Raw genomic sequence first — 22,172 nt, 5'->3', positions numbered from 1 at the left:
GAGGACGGCCGTGGACGACGCGATGACTGCCTTGCGGCGTCACCGTGGTTTTCCATAGAGGGCCGCGGGTCGGACAGAGGTTGTTGGACGAGAAGACACGATAGGCCAGCAGGTGCTGTATAGTCAGCGCATGCTGACTATTGCTTCGCGGCTGGACGTGATGAACCGGTTGGGCAGGGCGATGGCCGACCCGACCCGCTCCCGGATCCTCATGACGCTCCTCGAGGACCCCAGCTACCCGGCGGTGCTCGCCCGCGACCTGGGCCTGACCCGGTCGAACGTGTCGAACCACCTGACCTGCCTGCGGGACTGCGGCCTCGTCGTGGCCGAGCCCGAGGGGCGCCAGACGCGCTACGAGATCGCCGACCCGCACCTGGCGGCGGCGATGACCGCGCTGGTCGACGTGACGCTGGCCGTCGATGAGAACGCCTCGTGCGTGGATGCCGCCTGCGCGGTGCCCGGCTGCTGCCCGACCGGGACCGTGGCATGAGCGCGACCACCCAGGCGCCCGTCGAGGAGCTGGCGAGCGACGACGAGCACGAAGCCCCGTGGTGGGCTGACCGCGCCGTCATGATCCCCATCGCCTCGGGGGCTGCCCTCGTCGCCGGGCTGGCCTGTGAGTGGTCCGGCGCCCCGACGGCAGCGCTCGTTCTGTTCTGGGTCGGCCTGCTGCTCGGGGCATCCACGTTCGTCCCGGGTGCGCTGCGCAAGCTCGCCACGGGCAAGCTCGGCATCGCGCTCCTCATGACGATGAGCGCCACCGGCGCGGTCATCCTCGGCCACGTGGAGGAGGCCGCGGCCCTGGCCTTCCTCTACTCCATCGCCGAGGCCCTGGAGGACCGGGCGATGGACCGCGCGCGTGCCGGGCTGCGCGCACTGCTCAAGCTCGTGCCCCAGAGCGCCACCGTCCTCACCGACGGTCAGAGCGTGACCGTCCCGGCCCGTGACCTGACCGCGGGGCAGGTCATGGTCATCAAGCCCGGTGAGCGCATCGCCACCGACGGCATCATCCGTACCGGCCACAGCAGCGTGGACACCTCGGCCATCACCGGTGAGTCCATCCCCGTCGAGGTCGGCCCGGGTGATGAGGTGTCCGCCGGGGCGATCAACACCACCGGAGCCCTGCAGGTCGAGGCGACCGCGGCCGGCACCGACAACTCCCTGACCACGATCGTGAGCCTGGTCGAACGCGCCCAGGCCCAGAAGGGGCAACGCGCGCGGCTCGCCGACCGCATCGCCCGCCCGCTCGTGCCCGGCGTCCTGGTCCTGGCCGTGCTGGTCGCGCTCATCGGCTCACTCGCCGGTGACCCGCAGACGTGGATCACCCGCGCCCTGGTGGTGCTCGTGGCCGCCTCCCCGTGCGCGCTGGCGATCGCGGTGCCGATCACCGTGGTCTCCGCGGTCGGCTCGGCCAGCAAGTTCGGCGTCATCATCAAGAGCGGGGCCATCTTCGAACGCTTCGGGGACATCGGGCACGTCGCGTTCGACAAGACCGGGACCCTGACCAGGAACCAGCCCACCGTCACCGCCGTCGTCCCCACCGCCGACGTCACCGAGGAGCAGGTCCTGGCCTGGGCCGCGGCGCTCGAGCAGCACAGCACCCACCCCCTCGCCACCGCCATCACCCAGGCCGCCCCAGGAGCCCCCGCCGGTCAGGGCATCACCGAGGAAGCCGGTCACGGCATCCACGGCACCATCGACGGCGGCGAGGTGTGGGTCGGCAGCCCCCGCTGGGTCGACCCCGGCGACCTCACCGACCGAGTGCGTGACCTGGAGGCCCAAGGGATGACCGTAGTCGTCGTCCACCGCGACGGCACGGTCGCCGGGGCGATCGGGGTGCGTGACGAGCTACGTCCCGAGGTCCCCCAGGTCATCAAGACCCTGGCGGGCCAGGGCATCGGCGTCACGATGCTCACCGGCGACAACCAGCGCACCGCGCAGGCCCTCGCCGCCCGGGCCGGCATCAGTGACGTGCGCGCCGAGCTGCGCCCCGAAGGCAAGTCCGCCGCCGTGGACGAGCTCAGCGTGCGCCGGCCCACCGCGATGATCGGTGACGGCATCAACGACGCCCCCGCCCTGGCCGCGGCCGACGTCGGGATCGCGATGGGAGCCACCGGCTCGGACGCCGCGATCGAGTCCGCCGACATCGCCTTCACCGGCCAGGACCTGCGCCTGCTGCCCCAGGCCATCGCCCACGCCCGACGCGGGCGGCGCATCGTCAACCAGAACATCGTCCTGTCGCTGCTAATCATCGCTGCGCTGCCACCCCTGGCCATCACCGGCGTCCTGGGCCTGGCCGCCGTCGTGCTCATCCATGAGGTCGCCGAGGTCCTGGTCATCCTCAACGGCCTGCGCGCCGCACGCACCCACCAGCCCGCGCTCGGACGCTGACGCCGTGGGCCAACGCGGCCGCACTGACCCACCGCCGGCGGTCCGGCGCGCCCTGAAAGGCACCCGATGGAACTGCTCACCCCGATCCTGCAGGCGATCGGCCTGTTCGTGGCCACGAACATCGACGACATCATCGTCCTGTCCCTCTTCTACGCCCGCGGCGCCGGCCAGCGGGGCACCACCCGCAAGATCCTGCTCGGCCAGTACCTCGGCTTCGGGGGCATCCTGCTGGCCGCCGTGGTCGTCTCCCTCGGCGCCCGCAGCTTCCTGCCCGAGGACGCCCTGCCCTACTTCGGGCTCATCCCCCTGGCCCTGGGCCTGTATGCGGCCTGGCGCGCGTGGCGCAACCGCGGTGAGGATGACGACGATGACGAGGCCAAGGTCGCCGGCAAGCAGGTCGGAGTCCTGACCGTGGCAGCCGTGACGTTCGCCAACGGCGGGGACAACATCGGGGTCTACGTCCCCGTCTTCGCCACCGCGTCCACCACCGCGATCATCGCCTACTGCCTCGTCTTCCTCGCCCTGGTCGGCCTCCTCGTGCTCGCAGCGAAGTACGTCGCCACCCGCCGGCCCATCGCCGAGGTCCTCGAACGCTGGGAGCACATCCTCTTCCCGCTGGTCCTCGTCGGCCTCGGCATCGTCATCCTCCTCGAGGGTGGCGCCTTCGGCCTGTAGCGAGTTCCCAACCGCATCAAAGAGAGGCGGAGCACCTTCGCCGGAGGGGAAGAACCTCCGCGGAGGGTGAGGCTCACCGTTGCAGTGGGGTGCACCCCCTGCAACGCCCTTCCTAAGTGCATAACCGCTGTTGCACCTGGGTCTCGATTTCGGCAGTGCCACACATGAGTCGAATTGGGTCTAGACGTCGCGCTACACACGGGCGGATGCTGCGCCGCCGCCTGGGAGCGATCAACTGCTTCGCAGTTCGAGGAGCGCCTGCTCTTAGCCTTAAAACCAGCTTGGACTCGACGCCGTGCACGCGAGTACGGATATTCGTGCAGCCGAGTTCGAGAATTGACAGCACTGGCGTGAAGACGCGCTTCGAGGGTGCCCGTATGGGGCGCCCGATATTGCGCCCGGTGAAGAAGCCTCAACTGCAACACTTGGACCATGAGTTCGATCAAAGTGGGCTATGCGCGGGTCTCCACCGCCGATCAGGACGTGCAGGCCCAACAGGAGGCACTTGTAACTCTCGGCGTGTCTTCCGACCGCATCTATATCGACCACGGGCTGACGGGCACTAACCGGGACCGTCCGGGCCTGCGCGAGGCAATGGCGGCCTGCCGGTCCGGCGACACCCTGGTAGTCACCAAACTGGACCGTCTGGCCCGGTCGCTACCGGATGCCAGAGACATCGCCGATGAACTCACCAGCAAGGGGGCGGCCCTGGATATTGGCGGGAGCCGCTATGACCCGACTGACCCGGTGGGCAAGTTGCTGTTCAACGTGCTGTCCATGGTGGCTGAGTTTGAGGCGGACTTAGTCCGGACGCGCACTCGGGAGGGTATGGCGATCGCCCGGGCCAAGGGTCGCCTTCGGGGCAGGAAGCCCAAACTCTCCCCCGCCCAGGAGCGGCACCTGGTGGGTCTGGTGGAGGCAGGTGAGCACACCCAGGTCGAGGTGGCCGAACTGATGGGCATTTCCCGCGCCACGGTGCACCGGGCGATGCAGCGAGCCAAGATGCGCCGGGACCTGGCCTCCGATTCTGCTAACTCCAACGAGAATTAGGCGTTTTGCATCAACCGTTCCCTGGCGCGAGGCCCTCGCAGCCCACTGCAACGGCATTTTGTTTGGGTCGCGGCTTGGACAGTGATCTCACAAACCATCCCGGTCGGATACTCACCAACGCGTCACGATCGTTCTTCACGAATTGGTCAGGACCGCAAGCGGGCCACCATGTCGACTTCGACAAGCAGACCTGGGATAGCCAATTCGACACCGATCGTGGTGCGTGAGGGAAGCGGCTTAGAGAAGTACGTACCGTAAACTGCATCGAAGATCCGAAAGTCATCCTTAACGCGCACTAGGTAGGCCCTGGATTGCACCACATCATCGAATGTGAGTCCGGCCTGGCTGAGCACCGCTTGGAGGTTCGCCATTACTTGCCGGGTCTGCTTTTTAATATCGTCACCGACGATCTCAGTCGTGCCTGGGCGGTTGGCCACAGCCCCAGAGATGAACAGGAAATCACCAGAAATGATGCCCTGAGAGAGCGCCACTTCCGGCTCGGGGAAATTGCTGGGATGTACACGTGTCTTATTGGTCATAATCTGCTCCACTTCGTCGATTGCGGTTCAAGTGTGGTCGAACTGGATGATTTGCCTTAGTTCCGTGGCATCGGCCAATTTATCGAGCGCTTCATTGATCTCACCTATAGAAATAATTGAACTGATGAGGCTCTCGATGGGCAAACGCCCTGACCGCCACATGTCCACGAATTTCGGCAGGTCGCGCTCCGGCACTGCCGAGCCAAGGTAAGAGCCCTTGATCGTGCGCGCCTCAGCGGTGAGTTGAGCCACGGGAATCGCCGAGCGGGCACTCGGATGTGGCAATCCGACGGTGACCGTGGTGCCGCCGGGGGCGGTGAGCGCGAACGCCGTCTCCAATGCCTGCGGATGCCCGGCAGCCTCGATAACTATCTGCGCTCGAATGTTGGCGTCAATCGCTTGATGGGGACTGTATGCCTCATCGGCGCCGAGTTCTCGGGCTTGGTGAAGTTTCTTAGTGAGGGCATCGACGGCGATCACGCGCCGAGCCCCCAGGGCTCGGGCGGTCAGCAGCGCAGCCATACCGACTCCACCAAGCCCGACGACGACGACGTCATCATCTGCGCTCGGCTGGCCCACATTCAGCACTGCCCCCCCGCCGGTCAGAACGGCGCACCCCATGATCGCAGCAATATGTGCGGGGACATCATCAGCAACGGGGACCACGGAGTGTCTGCTCACAACTGCGTAGGTAGAGAATCCGGAGACACCCAGGTGATGGTGCACGTCGTAACCATCGCGCTGGATGCGGGTACCACCGGCGATAAGGGTCCCGGCAGCATTGGCCTGGCTGCCTGGTGCACAAGGCTCGCGACCATCTGTGGCACAGCCGGCGCACCTGCCACAGCGAGGCAGGAAGGTCATGACGACGCGTTGACCGATGCTCAGGTCAGTGACATCCGGACCCAACTGCACGACGCGTCCCGCTGCCTCATGGCCAAGCAGCATGGGTGTAGGTCGCGGCCGGTCACCGCTGACCACAGACAGGTCAGAATGGCAGAGCCCAGCTGCCTCAATCTGCACTAGCACTTCGCCGCCTTGCGGTGGCTGCAGTTCGAGTTCAGCCACCGTGATTGGGCGGCTGTGTGCGTAGGGCCGCGAGCGGTGCATCTCCTCAAGCACAGCGCCGGCAATTTTCATGGTCATCTGTTGGTCTTCCTTCACGCTTCCGGGGAGAAACAGTGCGAACAAGGTCGCGCGTGCTGCTCAACTGTCTTCGCCTGCGCACGGCGATCAAAACGTCGGCCGTGAGAACTCGGATGCTCCAATCCAACGGTGGGCCGCCCCTAGGGGCGGCCGGCCGTGAAAAGCGCGCGGGCCCGCCCGAGTGGGCACGCTATCGCGTGCCCACTCGGGGTCACAGCCAAGCGACGGCGAGGTCAGAGCAGGCCGAGTATTGTTACCGCCTGCGAACGCAGGTCCTCCCGTGCCTCATCGGCGAGCGTGTCCGGACGCTTTGGGTTGTCTAGGTGCCGGATAAACCTGTTCAGGGCCTGTACGGCCGGGGTGGTGCGCCCGCCATCCAAGTGCCGCTGTGCCAAATCCAGTGCGTTGGTCAACTGGTGCGCGATTGGACCATCGACCGCACCGGAATTCTTGTACTCCTCCAGCGCATCCGTCAGCACGACGGCCGCCTCGAGCGGATCGTCCTGGCCGCCCTCGTCACCGTTGTCGCCCTCCGCCGGTGCGTAGTCTTCAACTGTGGTGCGGATGCCGTAGAGAGTGCGGACGGTGACGTCATAAGCCAAGGTCATAAAGACACCTGGCTCGACCTCGATACTCGAGGGATTGGCTTGGTCAGTATGGCCGGAGTCGTAGACCATGACTGGCGTATGACCGTTCCAGTCACCAAGTGCATCTGGGATAAGGATCCCCGAGGTGGGCCGGTTTTGCACGTGCGCACCGACGTCCCCGTAGGTCAACAGCAGACTTCCATCCTCGCGCAGCAACTGGTGGTGCGACGATGCGGGGATATCAGTCCGTTCCGGTTCAGACCAAGTTCGACCGTCGTCATCGGATCGGGACAGATACAAGTGCACTGGTTCCTCGTTGACCCGCAACCCGGCAATGATTTCGCCGCTGGGCATGAGCGTGAGGTTGGGCTCCTGGAAGGCGAAGGTCTCACCTTCAGCGATGGTGACCTCATCGGCTGGGTCCCATGTGACACCGCGGTCTGAACTGCGAGCCACGGTCGCCCTAGAGTGGACGTCGTCGGGGGTTCGGCCGTAGATGGGCGCCAAGATGTCGCCGTCGTCGAGTTGAATGATCGATCCGTGGCTCACTGAGATTCCCGAATCCAGCGGGCAGCCATCGGCCGGAGGCGGGTTCTCGCAGGTCAACTGGGTGCCAACCCAGTTCGGGTCGCTCCAGGTTTGGCCATCATCTTCCGAACGCACCAAGTGCACACCGAGTTGAGTGCGATCGCCGGCATCAGGATCAATCCAGTTGGTGACGAAGTACATCATTAGGATGGTGCCGTCATCCAGGAGGGTCAGTTTGGGGTCGCGATCATCGAATTCACTATCGACGGCGACCCATGGTTCGGACCAGGTCTCACCGTTGTCGAAACTTTGCGTCACTTTGATCAGGCCGGCACGGTCACGATGGTCAGCGGCTGAGTAGTAACTCACCAGCAGATGATCGTCACTGAGTCGCAAAATGTCCGGGAATCGTGGTGCAACCCCTTCCGGCTCGACCGCGATGACCGTTCGGGGATCGACGGCGTCAGCAGTCGCTTGCACCAGAACGTCGTCAACGTAGAAGTCCATCCCGTCCGGGGCCACTCCTGCTGACGAGAAGACCACGTCAGTCAGAGCCTCGACCTCATTGCGAGGTAGGTCGGTGAAGAACTTCTGCCCGCCTACGCGCACCTCGGCCTGGTCAGTGGTTGCTGAGACGGCAACCGGTACGAAGGTCTCACTCGCAGCCGCATCCCGCACATGGCCGAGGCGACGCCACTCGCTGCCGTCATAGACTCGCACGCGCAGATCATCAGTACCTGGGACGGGCTGGAAGTTGAACCACCATGCATGGGTCGTCTCGCCTGCACCGGTCTCGCCCATGAGGCCGAAGAGGAATGAGGATCCGAAACCGTCATGGGTCCAGCGGAAGTCGACCGACCGCTGCGACGAAGCCGCATAGTGACAAGTAGCCTCAGCGGTCTGATCGGTGAAATCGTCGTAAAGCCGCATCGCTTGGTTACTTGAGTCTTCTGACGCGAATGCGGCCTCGGCGACAGTCACCTCACCCCGGATCGAGCAACCCTCGGGCGCCTCCCCTACGAGTTCATCGTCGAATGTGCGCACCTCACCCTCCTCCCAATTGAGGGTGTGGGTCTCGGAACTCAATGAGTCCGAATCGCCGAGCGAACTCGGGAGCGGCACAAGGAGCCCCAGAGCAGATAATATTGCGATTCCTCTGAATATGGAGTACACGATGTTCTCCTTCGTTGTTCAAATTTACGCGGGCTGCGCAATAGGTGTCATCTATTGCGCTGGTTAGTTTTTTCCCTCCTTCATTCTCCAAATCGCGCGGACTGCGCAAATAGGTGTGATCTATTACGGTGGTTAGTTCTGCGACAGCGGGATCACGCTGAACCGACGGTTAGCCAGACTCGGGTTGGTCTGGCGGACTTGGGCGATCCGATCAGTGGTGATCGTTGCGATGGCGACACCCGTTCCGGACTCCCCTGCGGATGCGATCGTCACGCCCATCGGATCAACGATCACGCTGCCGCCGATGCGTGCTGGGCCGCTTTGGCCGCTCCCGGCGAAGTAGATGGTGTTCTCGATCGCGCGGGCCTTGATCAGGGTCTCCCAGTGGAATTCTTTTAGCGGTCCGGTGACCCATGCGGTGGGCAGCACGATGATGTCTGCCCCGTGGTCCACCAGGAAACGACTCATCTCGGGGAATCGCACGTCGTAGCAGGTGGCTGCGCCGACTTTGACGCCGCCCACGTCAAACACTAACGCCTCTGGTTGGGCCGCTCGTACGTCGTCGGACTCGCGATATCCGAACGCGTCATAAAGGTGCACTTTGCGGTAAACGCCCGCCAAGTCGCCTTCAGGATTTACGTAGACGAGGGTATTGAAGGGAAGCTCGCCCGCAACTTTTTCAGTCATCCCGGCTATTACGTGCACATGGTGATCCTTCGCAGCCTGACGAATAGCGGAGACGAAGGTGCCATCGAGCGGCTCCGTGTGCCGCTGTCCTGGACGTTGTTTGAGCGGGTCGGAATACATGGAACTCTCAGGGAGAACCACGAGGTCGGCACCGCGGTGAGCGCCCATCTCAATGAGTTTCAACGAGTTCTTGAGATTCTCTGGTGGGTCGGTCGTGACGGCGAATTGTGCTACGGCGAGGATGAAACTGCTCATGACCTACCTTTCTGCACAGGCACTGGTGACACCAGTGCTGCACCATTGATATGTGCGATCGCGTTCTGTACCGGGTAATGCCCGTAGGCATCCCACGCCTGCACTGACTCAAACGCCCGGTGCGGGCTGGAAATGACGCGTGGATGCAGGAGAAGGGCATCGTCTTGATGTGGTGGTTCAGGGTCAAAGGCATCTAAACCGACACCATCGAGCGCTCCACCTTCGAGGAGTTCGAGCAGCACATCATGGGCGATGAGTCCGCCTCGGCTGACGTTGATCAGGTAGCGCACGGGGCTGTCGGCGAAATCGATGTCAGCAAGCAAAGCTGCGGTCTCGGGCGTTAGCGGCACATGTAGTGACATCACATCGCAGCGTCGCGCGAGTGTGTCGATTGAATCGACTAGTTCAACGTCGGACTCATGACCTTGAGTGGGGGCGAGGTATGGGTCATATCCGATGACTTGTGCGAATAAGGGGGTGGCGATTCGGGCGAGTTCACCGCCGATCTTCCCGACCCCGACGACGCCGAGGGTCATCGTGCTGGTGCGTGTTGGGGTCACGATTCCTGCTGGAGATTGCCACTGGCCGGCTCTCATATTGCAGTCATGCATGGGGATATTTCGCAGCAGCGCGAGGATAAGCGCTAGAGCATGTGTGGCGACCTCCTCAGTGGCTTGGCTGGGCACGTTGGTCACCGCGATGCCGAGGTCTTCGGCGGCCTTCAGGTCGACGCTGTCCCAGCCCGTCGCCGGTAGGGCCACTAAACCCAAGTTCGGGAACCGCTCCAATGCGGCACGATCAATGCGCTCGAGGCCCGGCATGAGGACCACAACGCGGTCCTCGGGCAGGTCTTGGTCGGCCATCGAGCCCACTACTGGTTGAAGTCCGGCTGCCGCCAGTGCCTCGAGGTGTTCGGGGGCCGGCAAGTTCTTCCGTGTGATCAGTGCGATCGGTTCAGTCATAGAGGTCCTCAGGGAGGTTCGGTGGCATCAGTGTCGGGCCAAAGTGGGCCAGATGTCGGTGACCAGGTCGTCTTCGATGACCCAAGCGTTGCTGTGCATATTGATCAGCCCGCAGACGTGGTTGGGCCGGATGCGCACCGTGTCGCCGACTTTCAAGCCGGTGCTGGAGCGTAGGAACCCGTGTTCCTCATGGCCAGTGGCGACGATGCCGCCACAGTCGGAGACAACGGTGCCGATGCGGCCATCGCCATGCATCGTGCCGTCTTTGCTCATGGCCTTTATTCCGGCGTCAATCAGCACCGTGCCATCGCGCTCAATGCTGATCACTCGGCTCAGCACGGTCACAGCGGCGTCCTCGGGTGCCGTGGTGCCGATCGCGACCTGGTTCTCATCACCGTAGATGTAGGTCCCGGGCCGGGCCTCGGTAATACCGTCGACTGTAGGGGCTGACCGCACACCTGCGGTGGAGCCCACTGAGACGCTCTGTAATGCGATCCCTGCCGCGCGGATCTGTTCGGCGACCTCAACCAAGATGCGCCCGGCGTCGACCCCGGTGTCCCGGCGGCGTTGTGGATCGGCGCCAACGCCTTGAACGTGCCCTTCGTGGGTGAAGATGCCTTCGAGTCGAATACCGGGAAGGACCATAAGTTCTTTCGCTGTGGCCAGAGCATTCTCCGGGCTCACCCCCGTACGGTGCAGACCCGAGTCGACCTCCAGGCGGACGTCGATGAGAAGTTCATGGCGCTGAGCAGCTTCTGCCAGTGGTCGCACGGCCGCTACTGAGTCTGGCCCGAGGATCAATCTGGTGTGGCGTGCGAGTTCCAATGCCGTTTCCACCCGGTGGCGACCGACAGGAGGGTAGGCCCAGAAGATGTCGTGACCGCCTGCTGCCGCCAGCGCGGTGGCCTCGGCGGCGGTCGCCACTGTGTGCCCGATAGCGCCGGCTTCCGACTGCAACCTCGCGGCTTGCGCCGACTTACTGGTCTTCCAATGCGGGCGTAGAGCCACACCGAGATCTTCTGCATGTTGCGCCATCGCCTGGACATTGCGCTGCACAGTGTGCAAGTCAATGAGCACGCTAGGGCTTGGCAGTTCGGCGATGCTCAGCCCAATGAATGACTGACGATTTCTCACGTATTCTCCTTCCGCCGGGCGCGCTGCAAGGCCGGGTCCGGCAGGGGTGCAGCCGCGACAAGCCGTTGGGTGTACTTCTCCTGAGGTCGGGTGAGCACTCGGTAGGCGTGACCCTGTTCGACAATGCTGCCGTCGCGAAGGACGACGACGTGTTCAGAGAGCAGTTCCACCACCGCAAGGTCGTGGCTGATGAACAGGCAAGAGAAGCCGAGGTTTCGCTGCAACTCCTGAAACACTTCGAGCACCGCTGCCTGCACCGAGACATCGAGGGCTGACGTCGGCTCATCGGCGATCAGAAGCGACGGATTGAGCGCCAAGGCTCGGGCGATACCCACCCGCTGGCGCTGGCCCCCAGATAGTTCGTGGGGGAACCGCCCCTGCCAACTCGTGGGAAGTTCGACCTGCTCAAGAAGTTCCGCCACTCGACTCCGGCGTTCCCGCATGGACATGTCGGGGCGGTGCACCACGAGCGGCTCCGCGATAGACGCGCCAATGACCATACGTGGGTTCAGGGATGAACTCGGGTCCTGGAAAACCATGCCATAACGCGCGCTTGCGGCCCGTAGGTCCTTACGAGGCAACCCAACAACGCTCTGACCAGAGGCTCGAATCGAACCAGCGGTGACCGGCGCCAATCCGATAATCGCTTTACCGATCGTGGACTTGCCCGACCCGGACTCCCCAACCAGGCCAACGATCTGACCTGATGCGACGGAGAAACTCACATCCTCCACAGCGAGAAAGCCAGCCTTGCGCCAGGAACCTGGATAGCGCACGGAGAGGTTCTCAACCTCCAGTGCAGGCTCCTCAACATCGTCTCCCTGTGCCTCCTCGGCCGGCTCGAAGACTTCGGTGTGCGGCTGGGGAACAGCGTCGAGGAGTTTGCGGGTGTAGTCATCTTTCGGATTGGCGAATAACTCATGCACTTCTCCGGTCTCGACCACCTGACCGTCCTTCATGACTACTACACGGTCAGCCATCTCGGCGATCACGCCCATGTCATGGGTGATGAGAACGATCGACAGTGTGCGGCTTTGTTGCAGACGCCGCAGCAACGCGAGCACCTCGGCCTGCACAGTGACATCTAAAGCAGTGGTCGGTTCATCGGCAATGACCACATCTGGGTCATTAACCAGTGCCATAGCGATGACCGCGCGCTGCCGCATGCCACCAGACCACTGGTGGGGGTACTGCTGCATGCGTTCGGCAGCGTTGGGCACTCCCACCTGCTCCAGTGTCGTGACTGCACGCTCCGTGGCTTCGGCACGCTTGGCACGAGGGTGGTGAATGAGGTATGCCTCTTCGATCTGCCGACCGATCTTCGCTACTGGGTCGAGGGTGGTCATGTGGTCTTGGAAGACCATGGCGATGCGTCTACCGCGCAGGGCACGCAGTTCCCGCGGCGACAGGCTCGTGAGATCGACGCCATCGAAATCAACCGCAGCGGCGTCCACCTGCGCCCCTGGGGGAAGTAGACCAAGGATCGAGAAGGCTGTCATGCTCTTACCCGATCCGGACTCGCCCACCACACCGAGGATTTCACCGGGCGAGACATCAAAACTCACCCGGTCCAGGATGTGCGCCGGCCCAGACGGGGTGGGGAGGTGCAAGGTGAGATCACGGATAGTCAGGGCAGCTTGCGGCGCATTCATGCGATCACCTGTTCTTCCGAGGATCGATGGCGTCGCGCACGCCGTCACCCACCGCCATTGCGGATAGCACGGTGAGAGCGATCATCAACCCGGCTGGGATCCACATCCACGGCATCGACGACAGCACCGTCAGCGACTGCGCTTCAGTGAGGGTGTTACCCCAACTGGCTTGCGGAGGCTGTACACCAGCGCCGAGGAATGACAGTGCCGATTCCAGCAATACCGCCTCAGAGACCAGCAAGGTGGCGGCCACGATCACCGGTGGCAGCACACCCGGGATCAGATGCTTGACCACGATGTAACCGTTCCGGGACCCGATAGCGCGGGATGCTTGGACGAACTCTTCTTCCCGCAGGCTGAGCACGACTCCCCGAGCAATCCGCGCTGAACTCGGCCAGGCTAAGCCAGCGATGACGGCAACCAGCAGCCTCACGTCCGGGCCGAAGATTCCGGCGAGCACGATCACCACCAAGATCGGTGGCACCGTCAGCATAATGTCGATAACTCGGCTGATGACCGCATCAATCACACCGCCAAACCAGCCAGCGGTCACTCCAGCGATGGTGCCGATCATGACGGCGAAAAAGGCGGACAGGAAACCTACTGTGAGCGAGACCCTGCCCCCGGCGAGTAGCCGGCTGAGCACATCGCGTCCGGTGGAGTCGGTGCCGAGCCAGTGTTCAGACGATGGTGGAGTGCGAATCGCCTGGAGGTTGATGGCGTTGGGGTCATACGGGCTGATCCACGGTGCCAACGCAACAAGGGTGACGATGATGGTGAGAAGGATGGCTCCGACCACCGCCATGGGGTTCTTACGGAACCGACGCAGCGCCATCCGCCCCGGTGAGGTCTCGGTGGTGACCTTCCGTGCTTCCAGAGCTGTGGTAGTCATCGTCCTGTCCTCACTCTCGGGTCGACGACGGAATACAGCAGGTCGGCGATCAGGTTGCAGACCAGCACGAGCACCGCGACGTATAGCCCGAAGCCAATGATGACCGGGTAGTCGCGCTGGGTCAGGGCACGGATGGCCAACTGACCCATTCCGGGCCAGGCGAAGACCTGCTCCATGATCACCGCACCGGACAGGAATGAGGGGATGTATAGCGCCAGCACCGTGACCAGGGAGATCAAGGAATTGCGCAGCCCGTGCCGAAGTGCCCGCGCCGGTGTACCGCCCTTGGCGTGAATCGTGCGGACGTAGTCCTTGTTGAGTTCCTCCAACATTCCGCTACGCACATACCGGGTAAAAGGTGCCGCGACGGTCAACCCGAGCAAGGTCACCGGTAGGACCATATGTCGGAGCAAGTCAGGGATATCGGTGCGCCCAGATGAGTACATTCCTGCTGAGGGCAGCACTCCGAGTTGGACCGCGAAAATGTAGATCGCCAGCATCGCGAGGAAGAAGCTCGGCACAGCAATCGCAATGATGCTGAAGTTGGTGATTGCCTGGTCGATAATCGTGTTGCGCTTCTTAGCCGCGATGATGCCGGCAGGCACTGCGATGATAAGCCCGAGCAAGAGCGCGCTGCCCATCAGCAGAACTGTGGGACCGAGACGTTCAGACAGTAGTTCACTGACCGCTCGGCCACTGGAGTATGAGTAGCCGAGGTCCCCCGTCAAGAGCCCGCCGAACCATCGCACGAATTGCACGGGCAAGGGCTGATCGAGACCGAAGCGTTCGCGCACTCTGGCGACGTACGCGACTCGATCCTCACCAGCCACTTCCGGCGGCACCATCATGTCGATGGGGTCGCCCGGTGCGAGGCGCACGAGCGCGAACAACCCGATGGCGATCACCAGGAAGACGAAGACGCTCGTGATCAGGCGTATGACGAGGGACCTCAGCATAGTGTCAGCCGTCCACCGTCCAGTCAGCAGCGTTCATGAAGCCGTTGGTAAAGTCCCCATGCGGCTCAAAGCCCTGCAGTCTGTCGCTGTAGGCCCAGATGGTGTCCGGGACGTTCAACCAGAGCTGGGGCACTAGTTCGTTGTCCAACCGTGCCGCCTGCTGGTAAGCGGCCTCACGCTCCTCGAGTACGCCGGTCTGTGCACCTTCGAGCAGGAGTGCGTCGAGTCCTTCATCGCAGAACAGGGCGGTGTTTGAACCAGCCGGGTAGATGGCGGAGCAGGCGACGATCGGGTAGGTCATTGCCGGGTCCGGGCTGTACACCCCACCAGCGGAGAGCATCAGGTCGTACTCGGCCTCCTCGATCATGGGCAACTGAGCGGCAGCATCCATCTGCTGGGCGGTGGCGTTCAGCCCGATGTCGTTCAGGTTCGCCACGACGACGTCGACCATCTGGTCGCGGTCACGCTGACCGGGAATCCAACTGACTGCGATCTCTTGATCGAAGTCGAATCCGGCTTCGTTCAGCAGGTCAGTGGCCCGCTCTGGATTGTAGTCGTAGGTTTCCAGATCATCGGGCAGGGCCCAGTCGGTCATGATCGTGCTGTTAATCGGCTGAGCATAGCCGCCGAGGATTCCGTCGATAATGCCCTGGCGGTCGATGGCGTACAAGAATGCTTGGCGTACCCGCTCATCGGGGAATTTCTCGAAGTTCGGCAGGAGTCGGAAGAATCCCGCTGAGGGCGCAGATTCTACGGTGACTCCGTCCAGACCTTCGACTGCTTCGACATCGAGAGCGGAGACCTGTACGAGGTCGATCTCACCACTACCGAGTTGGGCGGTTGCCACATCCGAGGTGAGCAACTTCAGGTAAAGCGTGTCGATGCCGACGTCGGTGCGGTAGTTCTCGTTCGCGTTGAGCACCACTTCTTGGTCAGTTTGGTAACTGTCCACCGTATAAGGGCCCATTCCGACATCAGGAGTGTCGAAGAACTCATAGTCGAGCAGTTCCCTGCGGTCAACATCACCAAGGATGTGCTCGGGCAGGATGTAGAACGCTGAACCATAGGCGATCAGGGAGAGGAAGCCGGCGTTCGGCTCGGTCAGTGTGATCGTGACAGTGGTGTCATCGACGGCTTCGACTCCGGAGAGGGTGTCAGTTTCCCCAGAGTCGAGATCGTCGAATCCTTCAACGCCGGCCAGGCGCGAGCGAGCAGCGCTTGCGACTTCGGGGTCGGCGTACAGGCTGTAGGAGAAGGCGACGTCGTCAGCGGTGAACGGTTCACCATCGCTCCAACTCAGACCCTCATGCAGGTTGAACGTGATCTGTGTTGCGTCCTCGGAGATGTCCCAGGACTCAGCCAGTCGCGGTTCGTACTCGAAGTCTGGTCCGGTGGTCACCAAGTTGTCGAATACCAGCGACATGGTCAGTTGCTCGCCGCCTTGCGCTGGGCGCAACGGGCTGAACGCCTCAGGAGCCTGGTAGAGGTAGACGCTCGCTGCGGTGGGATCGGTAGTTGCGCCGTCGCCGTTAGTCGGTTCAGTCGGGTCGGACTCAGTTGATGCATCAGTGCACGCGCCAACCAGCGCGATGCTTGCACCAAGCGCCACAACGGTAATCAGTGGCTTCCTTCTCATGGTGTTCTCCTTCATTGGAGGTGGGTGTAGTTCGGACTCCATCGGGCCGGAGGGGACTCTGTTGCTCCTTTGCCTTCTCCTTTCTCCGGTCGTGAACGGTTCGCGGGTGCGGTGGATCAATGCGAGGTCTGATGAGCCACAACGGGTGTGCGCAACGCTCCGAGTCCTTCGACCTCGGCGACCATGACGTCGCCGGGGTCCAGGAACTCACCCGTGGTGGCGCCGACACCTGCTGGGGTGCCAGTGAGAATGAGGTCGCCCGGGTTCAGCGTCATCAGTCGCGAAGCGAAAGCGATGAGTTCGGCGACACTGTGGATCATCTCTGAAGTGTTTCCACTCTGCCGTAATTCATCGTTGACACGGAGCGTAAGTGGCAGGTTCTGCGGATCCGGAATCTCATCCTTACTGACTACGTAGGGCCCCAGGGGGGCCGAACCATCGAGCCATTTGCCTTCGAGCCAAGTGAAGAACTTCCCGGCTGCTGCCGCATCGCGCTCCTCCCCCAACTCCAGGCTGCGAGCAGAGATGTCATTGGATGTCGCATAACCGAAGACATGATCCAAAGCGTCTCCTTCGCAGATGCGCCGCGCGGTGCGGCCGATCACGATGGCCAGTTCCACCTCCCAGTCCAGGGCACTCGTAATCGGGTCGAGTTCGACTGTCGCTTCGTGACCGATGATCGAGGTGTCGGGTTTGAGGAAGAGTCGCGGAGTCGCGGTGGTTTTATCGCGCTCCTTGCCGCCTCCTTCAACCACGTGGGACTGATAGTTGGCGGCAACTGCGGCGATCTTTCCTGGACGAAGCAGCGGGGCGAGGATTCGGACGTTGTCGGCCGGTACCCGGGTGACTTCTTCCCGAGGTGCGATCCCGGCCACCACATCGGCAAGGTCACCATCGCCGGTGACTACCACGTCGTCACCGGCGAGGTATCCGTGCCGGATCTTGCCGGCGTGTTCGAATGTCAGCCATTTCATGTTCGGTGTCACCAATCCAGTGTTGTCTGCGTGCCTGATGTTGCGGATGCGGCGAGGCCGTCAAGTGCCCGGGAGAGCACCAGGAGGTCTGTGATGGGTGCGGGGCGGGCACGGCCCGCGATGACGGCAGCGAAATTCCGCAGCAGACCCTCCACTGAGGTCTCGCCGTAACGCAACGTGCGTTGGTGCCCTGGCTGGTGCAACTGCAGTGCGGGGCTGAGCAAGTCGACTCGAGTGGACCCGTGGGTACCTGCGAAGCGAACCGCTGCGCGTAACGTGCCGTTGCCGCCGGCCTCGGCGCTGGTGCGGGAGGTGTGGGCGCTGACGACGACGTCGCGCTCAGTTTGGCCAAGGAAGGTCCAACTGTCGGTCCTGCCGTGGGCGCGCAGGCGCACTGTGGCTGGTCCGGTGGCTCGGCGCAGCAGGTCGACAAGGTAGACGCCAAGGTTGCGCAGTTCGCCATCTGGGTGTGCGCCGTCTCCGGATGCCACGACGAGTTCGGCGGCCACGGCGCGCAGCAGCCCGATCTCACCGCCATGCACTGCGGCAATCGCGCGTACGAATCCGGGATGCCAGCGGAAATGGTGGGGGTCCACCACAACGGCGTCGATCTGGGCCAGTGCTTCCAGCTCCGCTGTGGAATCGAGAGTGGGCTTGTCCAGCAGGACCGGCATATTCTGGGCAGCGGCGAAATCCAGGAACTCCCGGCGCTGACCACCGCGAAGGCACACGATCGCGGCCTGTGCCCCGGCATCGGGGCGCTCACCTGTCTGACATTCCACACCCAAGTCAGCGGCGAGGGCTTCGGCTCTGCGGCGCTCAACTTCCACCGTGGCGGGTGGTACCCACACAGCGCTGGTGGTCAGTCCGGCCGCTGCTAATGCCGGCGCCCACATGTCGCGTTGGTGATCCTGCCCAGGGCCTCCAGACACTCCGGCGAGGAGCACTGTGGTCTCGCTCATCAGACGGCTCCGCTCTGCTTGATAGATGCTTCTGCGATGGCGATGGGGCGCCCTTCAGCCAGAGACTGCTCTGCGGCAACCGCCACGTCGACGGCGTGCACGGCTTCGTCAATCGAGGGGATCACCGGTGCCCGCCCGCGGGCGGCGTTTGCGAAGCTTTCCATCTCGCGGTGGAAGGTGCGCGCTCCCTCTCCGTGGGGTGCCCAGGTGTGCAGCCCGGTGTCTCCCCAGGCAAGCAGACCCTGTGCATCCCATTCGCGTGCGAGAACCCCTTCGCTGCCCACGACAGTCATCTCGAGGAAGTTGGAGGTGCGTGGGCGCTCACCTCGGCTGATCTCGCAAATCGCTGAGGCGCCGGAGGGGAAGCCGAGTTCGACGACGAGGTAGTCGTAGATTTCCAGGGCGGCGCTGGTTGCGTGCTGGCCGACGGCGAAGACGCTGTCGGCGTGCTCACCGATCCACCAGGTGGCCAGGTCGGTCAGGTGGACCCCGTTGTGCAGCGAGTGGCCGCCGGAGACTTCGGGGTTGAGGATCCAAGACTGCCATCCGGGCCAGATCCAGCCACCGTTAATCACGATGCGAACGAAGCGTGGGGTGCCGATCGCACCGGATTCGATGGTTTCGCGGATGGCTCGGCCTTGGTCAGAAAAGCGGTGACTGTGCCCAACGGCGAGGGCCAAGCCTTCCTGCTGCGCGGTGGCGGCCAGGTTGCGTGCGTCCTGTGCGTTCATCGCCAGCGGCTTTTCCATCAGCAGGTGCCGTCCAGCGTCGAGCACCTGCTGCCCGAGAGCAGCGTGGGAGACGTTCGGGGTGCACACGACGACCGCTTCGACGTCGTCATCAGTGAGCATCTCTGCGAGGTCGCCATAAGCGGCGCAGTCCTCGGCTCGGCCCAGTTGAGTTGCGCGAGAAAGGTCGACGTCGCACACCGCGCGTAGAGCAGCGAGGGGTGTGGAACGCAGTGCGGCTATGTGGTTGGGTGCGATTCCACCCACTCCGACGATGCCGACTCCGAGTGGTCGATCAGACATGTGCCCGCTCCGTAGGTGGTTGGGATAGCAATCTTCCGGGCCGGTTCTGGGTCATCTCGTCGTTGCGGAACACGAACTCGCCGCCCACCATGACCGCGTGGAGTCCGCTTGCCGGCTGCGCCGGTTCAGCGAAGTCCGCGGATGAGGTGAAGGTGTCGTCGTCGAAGACGATGACGTCGGCGCGCTGATTGACGGCGATCGTTGCGCTCAGACCAGCGCGGCGAGCTGGGGCGTCGGTCATCCGGTGCACGATCTCACCAATGGGTAGCCCCAAAGTGCGCATGTGTCGGTAGGCGCTGGGGAAGGTGCCCCACGAGCGTGGGTGGGGCACTGAGGAGCGATGGTCAGCGTTCAGTGCTGCACCGTCGGAGGCGATGGAGACCCACGGCGTGCGCAGCGCCAGGTCGACATCTGCCCAGTTGCCGCTCTCGACCGCGACATCGACGTCGGCCTCGCAATCGACAAGCACTTGCACCACCCAGGCGAAGGGGTCACCGGGAACGCCAGCGAGTGTCATCCCGACCGCATCTGGGCGGGCCGCGGCCTTCATCACCACGATCTGCTCGGGTAGTCGACCAAACTCACGCAGGAGACGTGCGACCCCGTCGGGGTTCTGGCGCGCTTCGTCAGTCACGGCCTGGGTACCACGGGAGCGCAAGGCGGTGGGCAGCAACTGCAGCAGGGTGGTGTGACCGTGCACGTAGGGGTAGGCGTCGGCGGCGATGTCCTGGGTGGTACGCAGATCCTCGATGTATTCGATCACGCCGGCGAACTCCGTGCCGTTGCCGACCATCCGGAGGTGCGAGATCTGCAGCCGGGCACCAGCGTTGCGTGCTGGTGCGGCGACTTCGTCGATCGATTCGATCAGCCCTGCGGCTTGGTAGTTGCGCAGGTGCACGGAGAGCAGCGCATCGCGAGCAGCCACGACCTGGGCCACGCGCTGTAGTTCGAGTGCAGTGGCGGCCTCACCGGGGGTGTACATCAGTCCGATGCTGACTCCGACGCAGCCAGCGTCCAGTGCATGATCGAGTTCCTGCTCGAGTGCGTCCAGTTCTTTCTCGCTCAGTGGTCGGCCCACTTCACCGGCCACCTTGAAGCGCGCAGAACTGTGACCTACTTGGGCGGTAAAGTTCGTCGTCGTCGGGGTTTGGGCCAGCACGGACATCCAGCCCTGCACGTCGGACCATGCCCATGGAGTGCCGGGAGTGATATTGATCGTGCTGATGACGTTTTCGAGGCCGCGCTGGTCACCCCCGGTGGGGGCTGGTGTCATGCCGCAGTTGCCGAGGATTTCGGTGGTGATGCCTTGACGGATGCGGCTGTGGTTGGCCGGGTAGGTCAGCAGCGACAGGTCGGAGTGAGTGTGCACGTCCACAAACCCGGGGGCAACGATGTTCCCTTTGCAGTCGTGTGCCATGGCGTCGTAACCGCTGGCTGGGCGCTGTTCCGCTGGCACGATCGCCTCGACGCGCTGGTCGCGTACTAACACGTCGGCAGCTATCGGTGGGGTGCCGCTTCCGTCAACTACCAAACCACCGGCGAATACGGTCCGTGCGGTACTACGTGTCATAGGCGCGTCAACTCCGCTTCGTGGCGAAGTGTCCTTCGGCGGCCATCGCGCCGAGTACCTCGCGGGCTTGGTCGAGGGTGCGGTCAATATCTGCCTGGGTGTGGGCCAGGGAGATGTGGTTGCGCTTGAGCGCCATCGGCAGCATCATCGAACCCTTGTCGATCATCCTGCGGTGGAACTCGGCGTAGGCGGAGTCGTTATTGCGCATCAGGTCGCGGTAGCCGCGCACTTGGCCTTCGAGAAAGTAGGTGACGAAGACGGAGCCGAATCCGGTGACCACAGCGGGAATGTCGAACTCCGCGGTGATCTGGCGCAGTCCGGCGCGCATCTGATCACCGAGTCCGAATACGTGGGTGTAGAAGTCAACCTCGGGGTCGAGTAGGGCTTTGACGGTAGCGATTGCTGCTGCCATGGACACGGCATTGCCGTTGAAGGTTCCGGCGAGCATTACCTTGCCGCCAGCTGAACTGAAGTGGCTCATCAGGTCTGCGCGACCAGCCATGCCGGCCACTGGATAGCCGTTCCCCATCGCCTTGCCGAAGGTGGTCAGATCCGGGGTGATGCCGCAGACCTCTTGGTAGCCGCCCAGGGCGTGGCGAAATCCGGTGATGACCTCATCGAAAATGAGCACAGATCCGTGCTTCTGGGTGAGTTCGCGCAGACCTTCGAGGAAGCCGTGATCGGGTAGAAGCGCTCCGACATTGTGCGGGACCGGTTCCAGAATGACTGCGGCGATGCGGTCGGGTTGCTGATCGAAGAGTTCCGTTACGGAGTCCAGATCGTTGAACTCCGCGATGAGCGTATTGTCGATGGCGTCGTCGAGGATGCCCGCTGAGTTGGGGTCACGTCCGTAAGCCAGTTCTGGTGTGGAGATCACGTTGCGCGCGACCGGGTCATATGAGCCGTGGAAGCAGCCCTGGAACTTCACCACTAGTGGGCGGCCGGTCGCTCCGCGGGCCAGGCGGATGGCCTGCTGCACCGACTCAGAGCCGCTGAGCGTGGAGATCACCATCTCCGCTGAGGGTATGGAGTCCACGAGCAGTTCGGCCAGTTCGATTTCCAGGTCTGTTATGCCCAAGCCAACAAGGTCGATCGAGTCGATGGCCTGGCCGATCGCGGCGTTCACGCGTTCATCTGCGTGGCCGAGCAATGTTGCTCCGAAGGCGGCGTGGTAGTCGGTGTAGCGGCGGCCGTCACCGTCGGTGATCGTGGCCCCTTTCGCACTGCTGAAGGCCCACGGTTCTCCGATCGCGCGGGTGGCTGAGTTGACTCCGCCGGGGATGATGCGGGCTGCCCGTTCGGCCATTCGCTTGGCTCGGCCGACGTGCAGGTCAGCGTGTCCTTCAGTGGAGGTGTCGTTCATGTGTCCTCA

Annotated in this window: 19 protein-coding genes; 4 read left to right on the top strand and 15 right to left on the bottom strand. The window is 63.2% G+C overall.

Going from position 1 to position 22,172, the window contains the following annotated elements; translation table 11 throughout:
- The first annotated feature begins 130 nt into the window (after positions 1-130).
- From cmtR to ACO0LU_RS11655, 4 genes are all read left to right on the top strand, one after another.
- Positions 131-490: a Cd(II)/Pb(II)-sensing metalloregulatory transcriptional regulator CmtR gene (gene cmtR, locus ACO0LU_RS11670; RefSeq protein ID WP_424791520.1), complete on the top strand. Its 360-nt coding sequence runs from the start codon at positions 131-133 to the stop codon at positions 488-490.
- Positions 487-2,391 carry a heavy metal translocating P-type ATPase gene (locus ACO0LU_RS11665; RefSeq protein ID WP_424791519.1) on the top strand — a complete coding sequence of 635 codons (1,905 nt, stop codon included), beginning with the start codon at positions 487-489 and terminating at the stop codon, positions 2,389-2,391. The genes cmtR and ACO0LU_RS11665 overlap by 4 nt, the downstream gene beginning before the upstream one ends.
- Positions 2,392-2,457: 66 nt before the next feature.
- Positions 2,458-3,066 (top strand): cadmium resistance transporter, encoded by a 609-nt coding sequence (locus ACO0LU_RS11660; RefSeq protein ID WP_424791518.1) that lies wholly within the window; start codon positions 2,458-2,460, stop codon positions 3,064-3,066.
- Positions 3,067-3,498: 432 nt separating this feature from the next.
- Positions 3,499-4,116, top strand: coding sequence for a recombinase family protein (locus ACO0LU_RS11655; protein WP_424791517.1), 618 nt, complete (start codon positions 3,499-3,501; stop codon positions 4,114-4,116).
- Between the two features lie 146 nt (positions 4,117-4,262).
- Here the strand turns inward: ACO0LU_RS11655 and ACO0LU_RS11650 are convergent, their stop codons facing one another.
- The 15 genes from ACO0LU_RS11650 to ACO0LU_RS11580 all read right to left on the bottom strand — a co-directional run bounded on the left by ACO0LU_RS11650 (position 4,263) and on the right by ACO0LU_RS11580 (position 22,163).
- Complete coding sequence (locus ACO0LU_RS11650; RefSeq protein ID WP_424791516.1) at positions 4,263-4,655, bottom strand: RidA family protein; 393 nt, start codon at positions 4,653-4,655, stop codon at positions 4,263-4,265.
- A gap of 27 nt (positions 4,656-4,682) precedes the next feature.
- On the bottom strand, positions 4,683-5,795 hold the full coding sequence (locus ACO0LU_RS11645; RefSeq protein WP_424791540.1) for a zinc-binding dehydrogenase: 1,113 nt from the start codon (positions 5,793-5,795) through the stop codon (positions 4,683-4,685).
- 239 nt (positions 5,796-6,034) lie between these two features.
- Positions 6,035-7,960 (bottom strand): sialidase family protein, encoded by a 1,926-nt coding sequence (locus ACO0LU_RS11640; RefSeq protein WP_424791515.1) that lies wholly within the window; start codon positions 7,958-7,960, stop codon positions 6,035-6,037.
- Positions 7,961-8,221: 261 nt separating this feature from the next.
- On the bottom strand, positions 8,222-9,031 hold the full coding sequence (locus ACO0LU_RS11635; RefSeq protein ID WP_424791514.1) for a carbon-nitrogen hydrolase family protein: 810 nt from the start codon (positions 9,029-9,031) through the stop codon (positions 8,222-8,224).
- Positions 9,028-9,993 (bottom strand): NAD(P)-dependent oxidoreductase, encoded by a 966-nt coding sequence (locus ACO0LU_RS11630; RefSeq protein ID WP_424791513.1) that lies wholly within the window; start codon positions 9,991-9,993, stop codon positions 9,028-9,030. Before ACO0LU_RS11630 ends, ACO0LU_RS11635 begins: the two co-directional genes overlap by 4 nt.
- A gap of 27 nt (positions 9,994-10,020) precedes the next feature.
- Positions 10,021-11,127, bottom strand: coding sequence for an alanine racemase (locus tag ACO0LU_RS11625; protein WP_424791512.1), 1,107 nt, complete (start codon positions 11,125-11,127; stop codon positions 10,021-10,023).
- Positions 11,124-12,779 carry a dipeptide ABC transporter ATP-binding protein gene (locus ACO0LU_RS11620; protein ID WP_424791511.1) on the bottom strand — a complete coding sequence of 552 codons (1,656 nt, stop codon included), beginning with the start codon at positions 12,777-12,779 and terminating at the stop codon, positions 11,124-11,126. The genes ACO0LU_RS11625 and ACO0LU_RS11620 overlap by 4 nt, the downstream gene beginning before the upstream one ends.
- A 4-nt stretch (positions 12,780-12,783) precedes the next feature.
- Complete coding sequence (gene opp4C, locus ACO0LU_RS11615; RefSeq protein ID WP_424791510.1) at positions 12,784-13,614, bottom strand: oligopeptide ABC transporter permease; 831 nt, start codon at positions 13,612-13,614, stop codon at positions 12,784-12,786.
- Positions 13,615-13,667: 53 nt separating this feature from the next.
- A complete protein-coding gene (locus ACO0LU_RS11610; RefSeq protein ID WP_424791509.1) occupies positions 13,668-14,627 on the bottom strand; it encodes an ABC transporter permease in 960 nt (319 codons plus the stop codon).
- A gap of 4 nt (positions 14,628-14,631) precedes the next feature.
- A complete protein-coding gene (locus tag ACO0LU_RS11605) occupies positions 14,632-16,263 on the bottom strand; it encodes an ABC transporter substrate-binding protein (protein WP_424791508.1) in 1,632 nt (543 codons plus the stop codon).
- A 116-nt stretch (positions 16,264-16,379) separates the two neighbouring features.
- Positions 16,380-17,249 carry a fumarylacetoacetate hydrolase family protein gene (locus tag ACO0LU_RS11600; RefSeq protein ID WP_424791507.1) on the bottom strand — a complete coding sequence of 290 codons (870 nt, stop codon included), beginning with the start codon at positions 17,247-17,249 and terminating at the stop codon, positions 16,380-16,382.
- A complete protein-coding gene (locus ACO0LU_RS11595) occupies positions 17,246-18,199 on the bottom strand; it encodes a hypothetical protein (RefSeq protein ID WP_424791506.1) in 954 nt (317 codons plus the stop codon). Before ACO0LU_RS11595 ends, ACO0LU_RS11600 begins: the two co-directional genes overlap by 4 nt.
- On the bottom strand, positions 18,199-19,230 hold the full coding sequence (locus tag ACO0LU_RS11590; RefSeq protein ID WP_424791505.1) for a Gfo/Idh/MocA family protein: 1,032 nt from the start codon (positions 19,228-19,230) through the stop codon (positions 18,199-18,201). Before ACO0LU_RS11590 ends, ACO0LU_RS11595 begins: the two co-directional genes overlap by 1 nt.
- Positions 19,223-20,647 carry an N-acyl-D-amino-acid deacylase family protein gene (locus tag ACO0LU_RS11585; protein ID WP_424791539.1) on the bottom strand — a complete coding sequence of 475 codons (1,425 nt, stop codon included), beginning with the start codon at positions 20,645-20,647 and terminating at the stop codon, positions 19,223-19,225. Before ACO0LU_RS11585 ends, ACO0LU_RS11590 begins: the two co-directional genes overlap by 8 nt.
- Positions 20,648-20,807: 160 nt before the next feature.
- The gene (locus ACO0LU_RS11580; protein WP_424791504.1) at positions 20,808-22,163 is read right to left on the bottom strand and encodes an aspartate aminotransferase family protein; all 1,356 of its coding nucleotides are present in this window, start codon (positions 22,161-22,163) and stop codon (positions 20,808-20,810) included.
- Positions 22,164-22,172: the final 9 nt, after the last annotated feature.

It is taken from the genome of Pseudactinotalea sp. Z1748 (genome assembly GCF_049725185.1).
GTDB lineage: Bacteria > Actinomycetota > Actinomycetes > Actinomycetales > Beutenbergiaceae > CALKWS01.
The sequence above is the reverse complement of the archived record's forward strand: the minus strand, read 5'-3'. Positions and strand labels throughout refer to the sequence as shown.

Bases quoted from the DNA above. Each gene is read 5' to 3' on its own strand.
- ACO0LU_RS11630 (WP_424791513.1), bottom strand. From the start codon at position 9,993: ATGACTGAACCGATCGCACTGATCACACGGAAGAACTTGCCGGCCCCC.
- ACO0LU_RS11580 (WP_424791504.1), bottom strand. From the start codon at position 22,163: ATGAACGACACCTCCACTGAAGGACACGCTGACCTGCACGTCGGCCGA.
- opp4C (WP_424791510.1), bottom strand. From the start codon at position 13,614: ATGGCGCTGCGTCGGTTCCGTAAGAACCCCATGGCGGTGGTCGGAGCC.
- ACO0LU_RS11620 (WP_424791511.1), bottom strand. From the start codon at position 12,779: ATGAATGCGCCGCAAGCTGCCCTGACTATCCGTGATCTCACCTTGCAC.
- cmtR (WP_424791520.1), top strand. From the start codon at position 131: ATGCTGACTATTGCTTCGCGGCTGGACGTGATGAACCGGTTGGGCAGG.
- ACO0LU_RS11650 (WP_424791516.1), bottom strand. From the start codon at position 4,655: ATGACCAATAAGACACGTGTACATCCCAGCAATTTCCCCGAGCCGGAA.
- ACO0LU_RS11645 (WP_424791540.1), bottom strand. From the start codon at position 5,795: ATGAAAATTGCCGGCGCTGTGCTTGAGGAGATGCACCGCTCGCGGCCC.
- ACO0LU_RS11605 (WP_424791508.1), bottom strand. From the start codon at position 16,263: ATGAGAAGGAAGCCACTGATTACCGTTGTGGCGCTTGGTGCAAGCATC.
- ACO0LU_RS11585 (WP_424791539.1), bottom strand. From the start codon at position 20,647: ATGGCACACGACTGCAAAGGGAACATCGTTGCCCCCGGGTTTGTGGAC.
- ACO0LU_RS11610 (WP_424791509.1), bottom strand. From the start codon at position 14,627: ATGCTGAGGTCCCTCGTCATACGCCTGATCACGAGCGTCTTCGTCTTC.
- ACO0LU_RS11665 (WP_424791519.1), top strand. From the start codon at position 487: ATGAGCGCGACCACCCAGGCGCCCGTCGAGGAGCTGGCGAGCGACGAC.
- ACO0LU_RS11655 (WP_424791517.1), top strand. From the start codon at position 3,499: ATGAGTTCGATCAAAGTGGGCTATGCGCGGGTCTCCACCGCCGATCAG.
- ACO0LU_RS11590 (WP_424791505.1), bottom strand. From the start codon at position 19,230: ATGTCTGATCGACCACTCGGAGTCGGCATCGTCGGAGTGGGTGGAATC.
- ACO0LU_RS11595 (WP_424791506.1), bottom strand. From the start codon at position 18,199: ATGAGCGAGACCACAGTGCTCCTCGCCGGAGTGTCTGGAGGCCCTGGG.
- ACO0LU_RS11660 (WP_424791518.1), top strand. From the start codon at position 2,458: ATGGAACTGCTCACCCCGATCCTGCAGGCGATCGGCCTGTTCGTGGCC.
- ACO0LU_RS11635 (WP_424791514.1), bottom strand. From the start codon at position 9,031: ATGAGCAGTTTCATCCTCGCCGTAGCACAATTCGCCGTCACGACCGAC.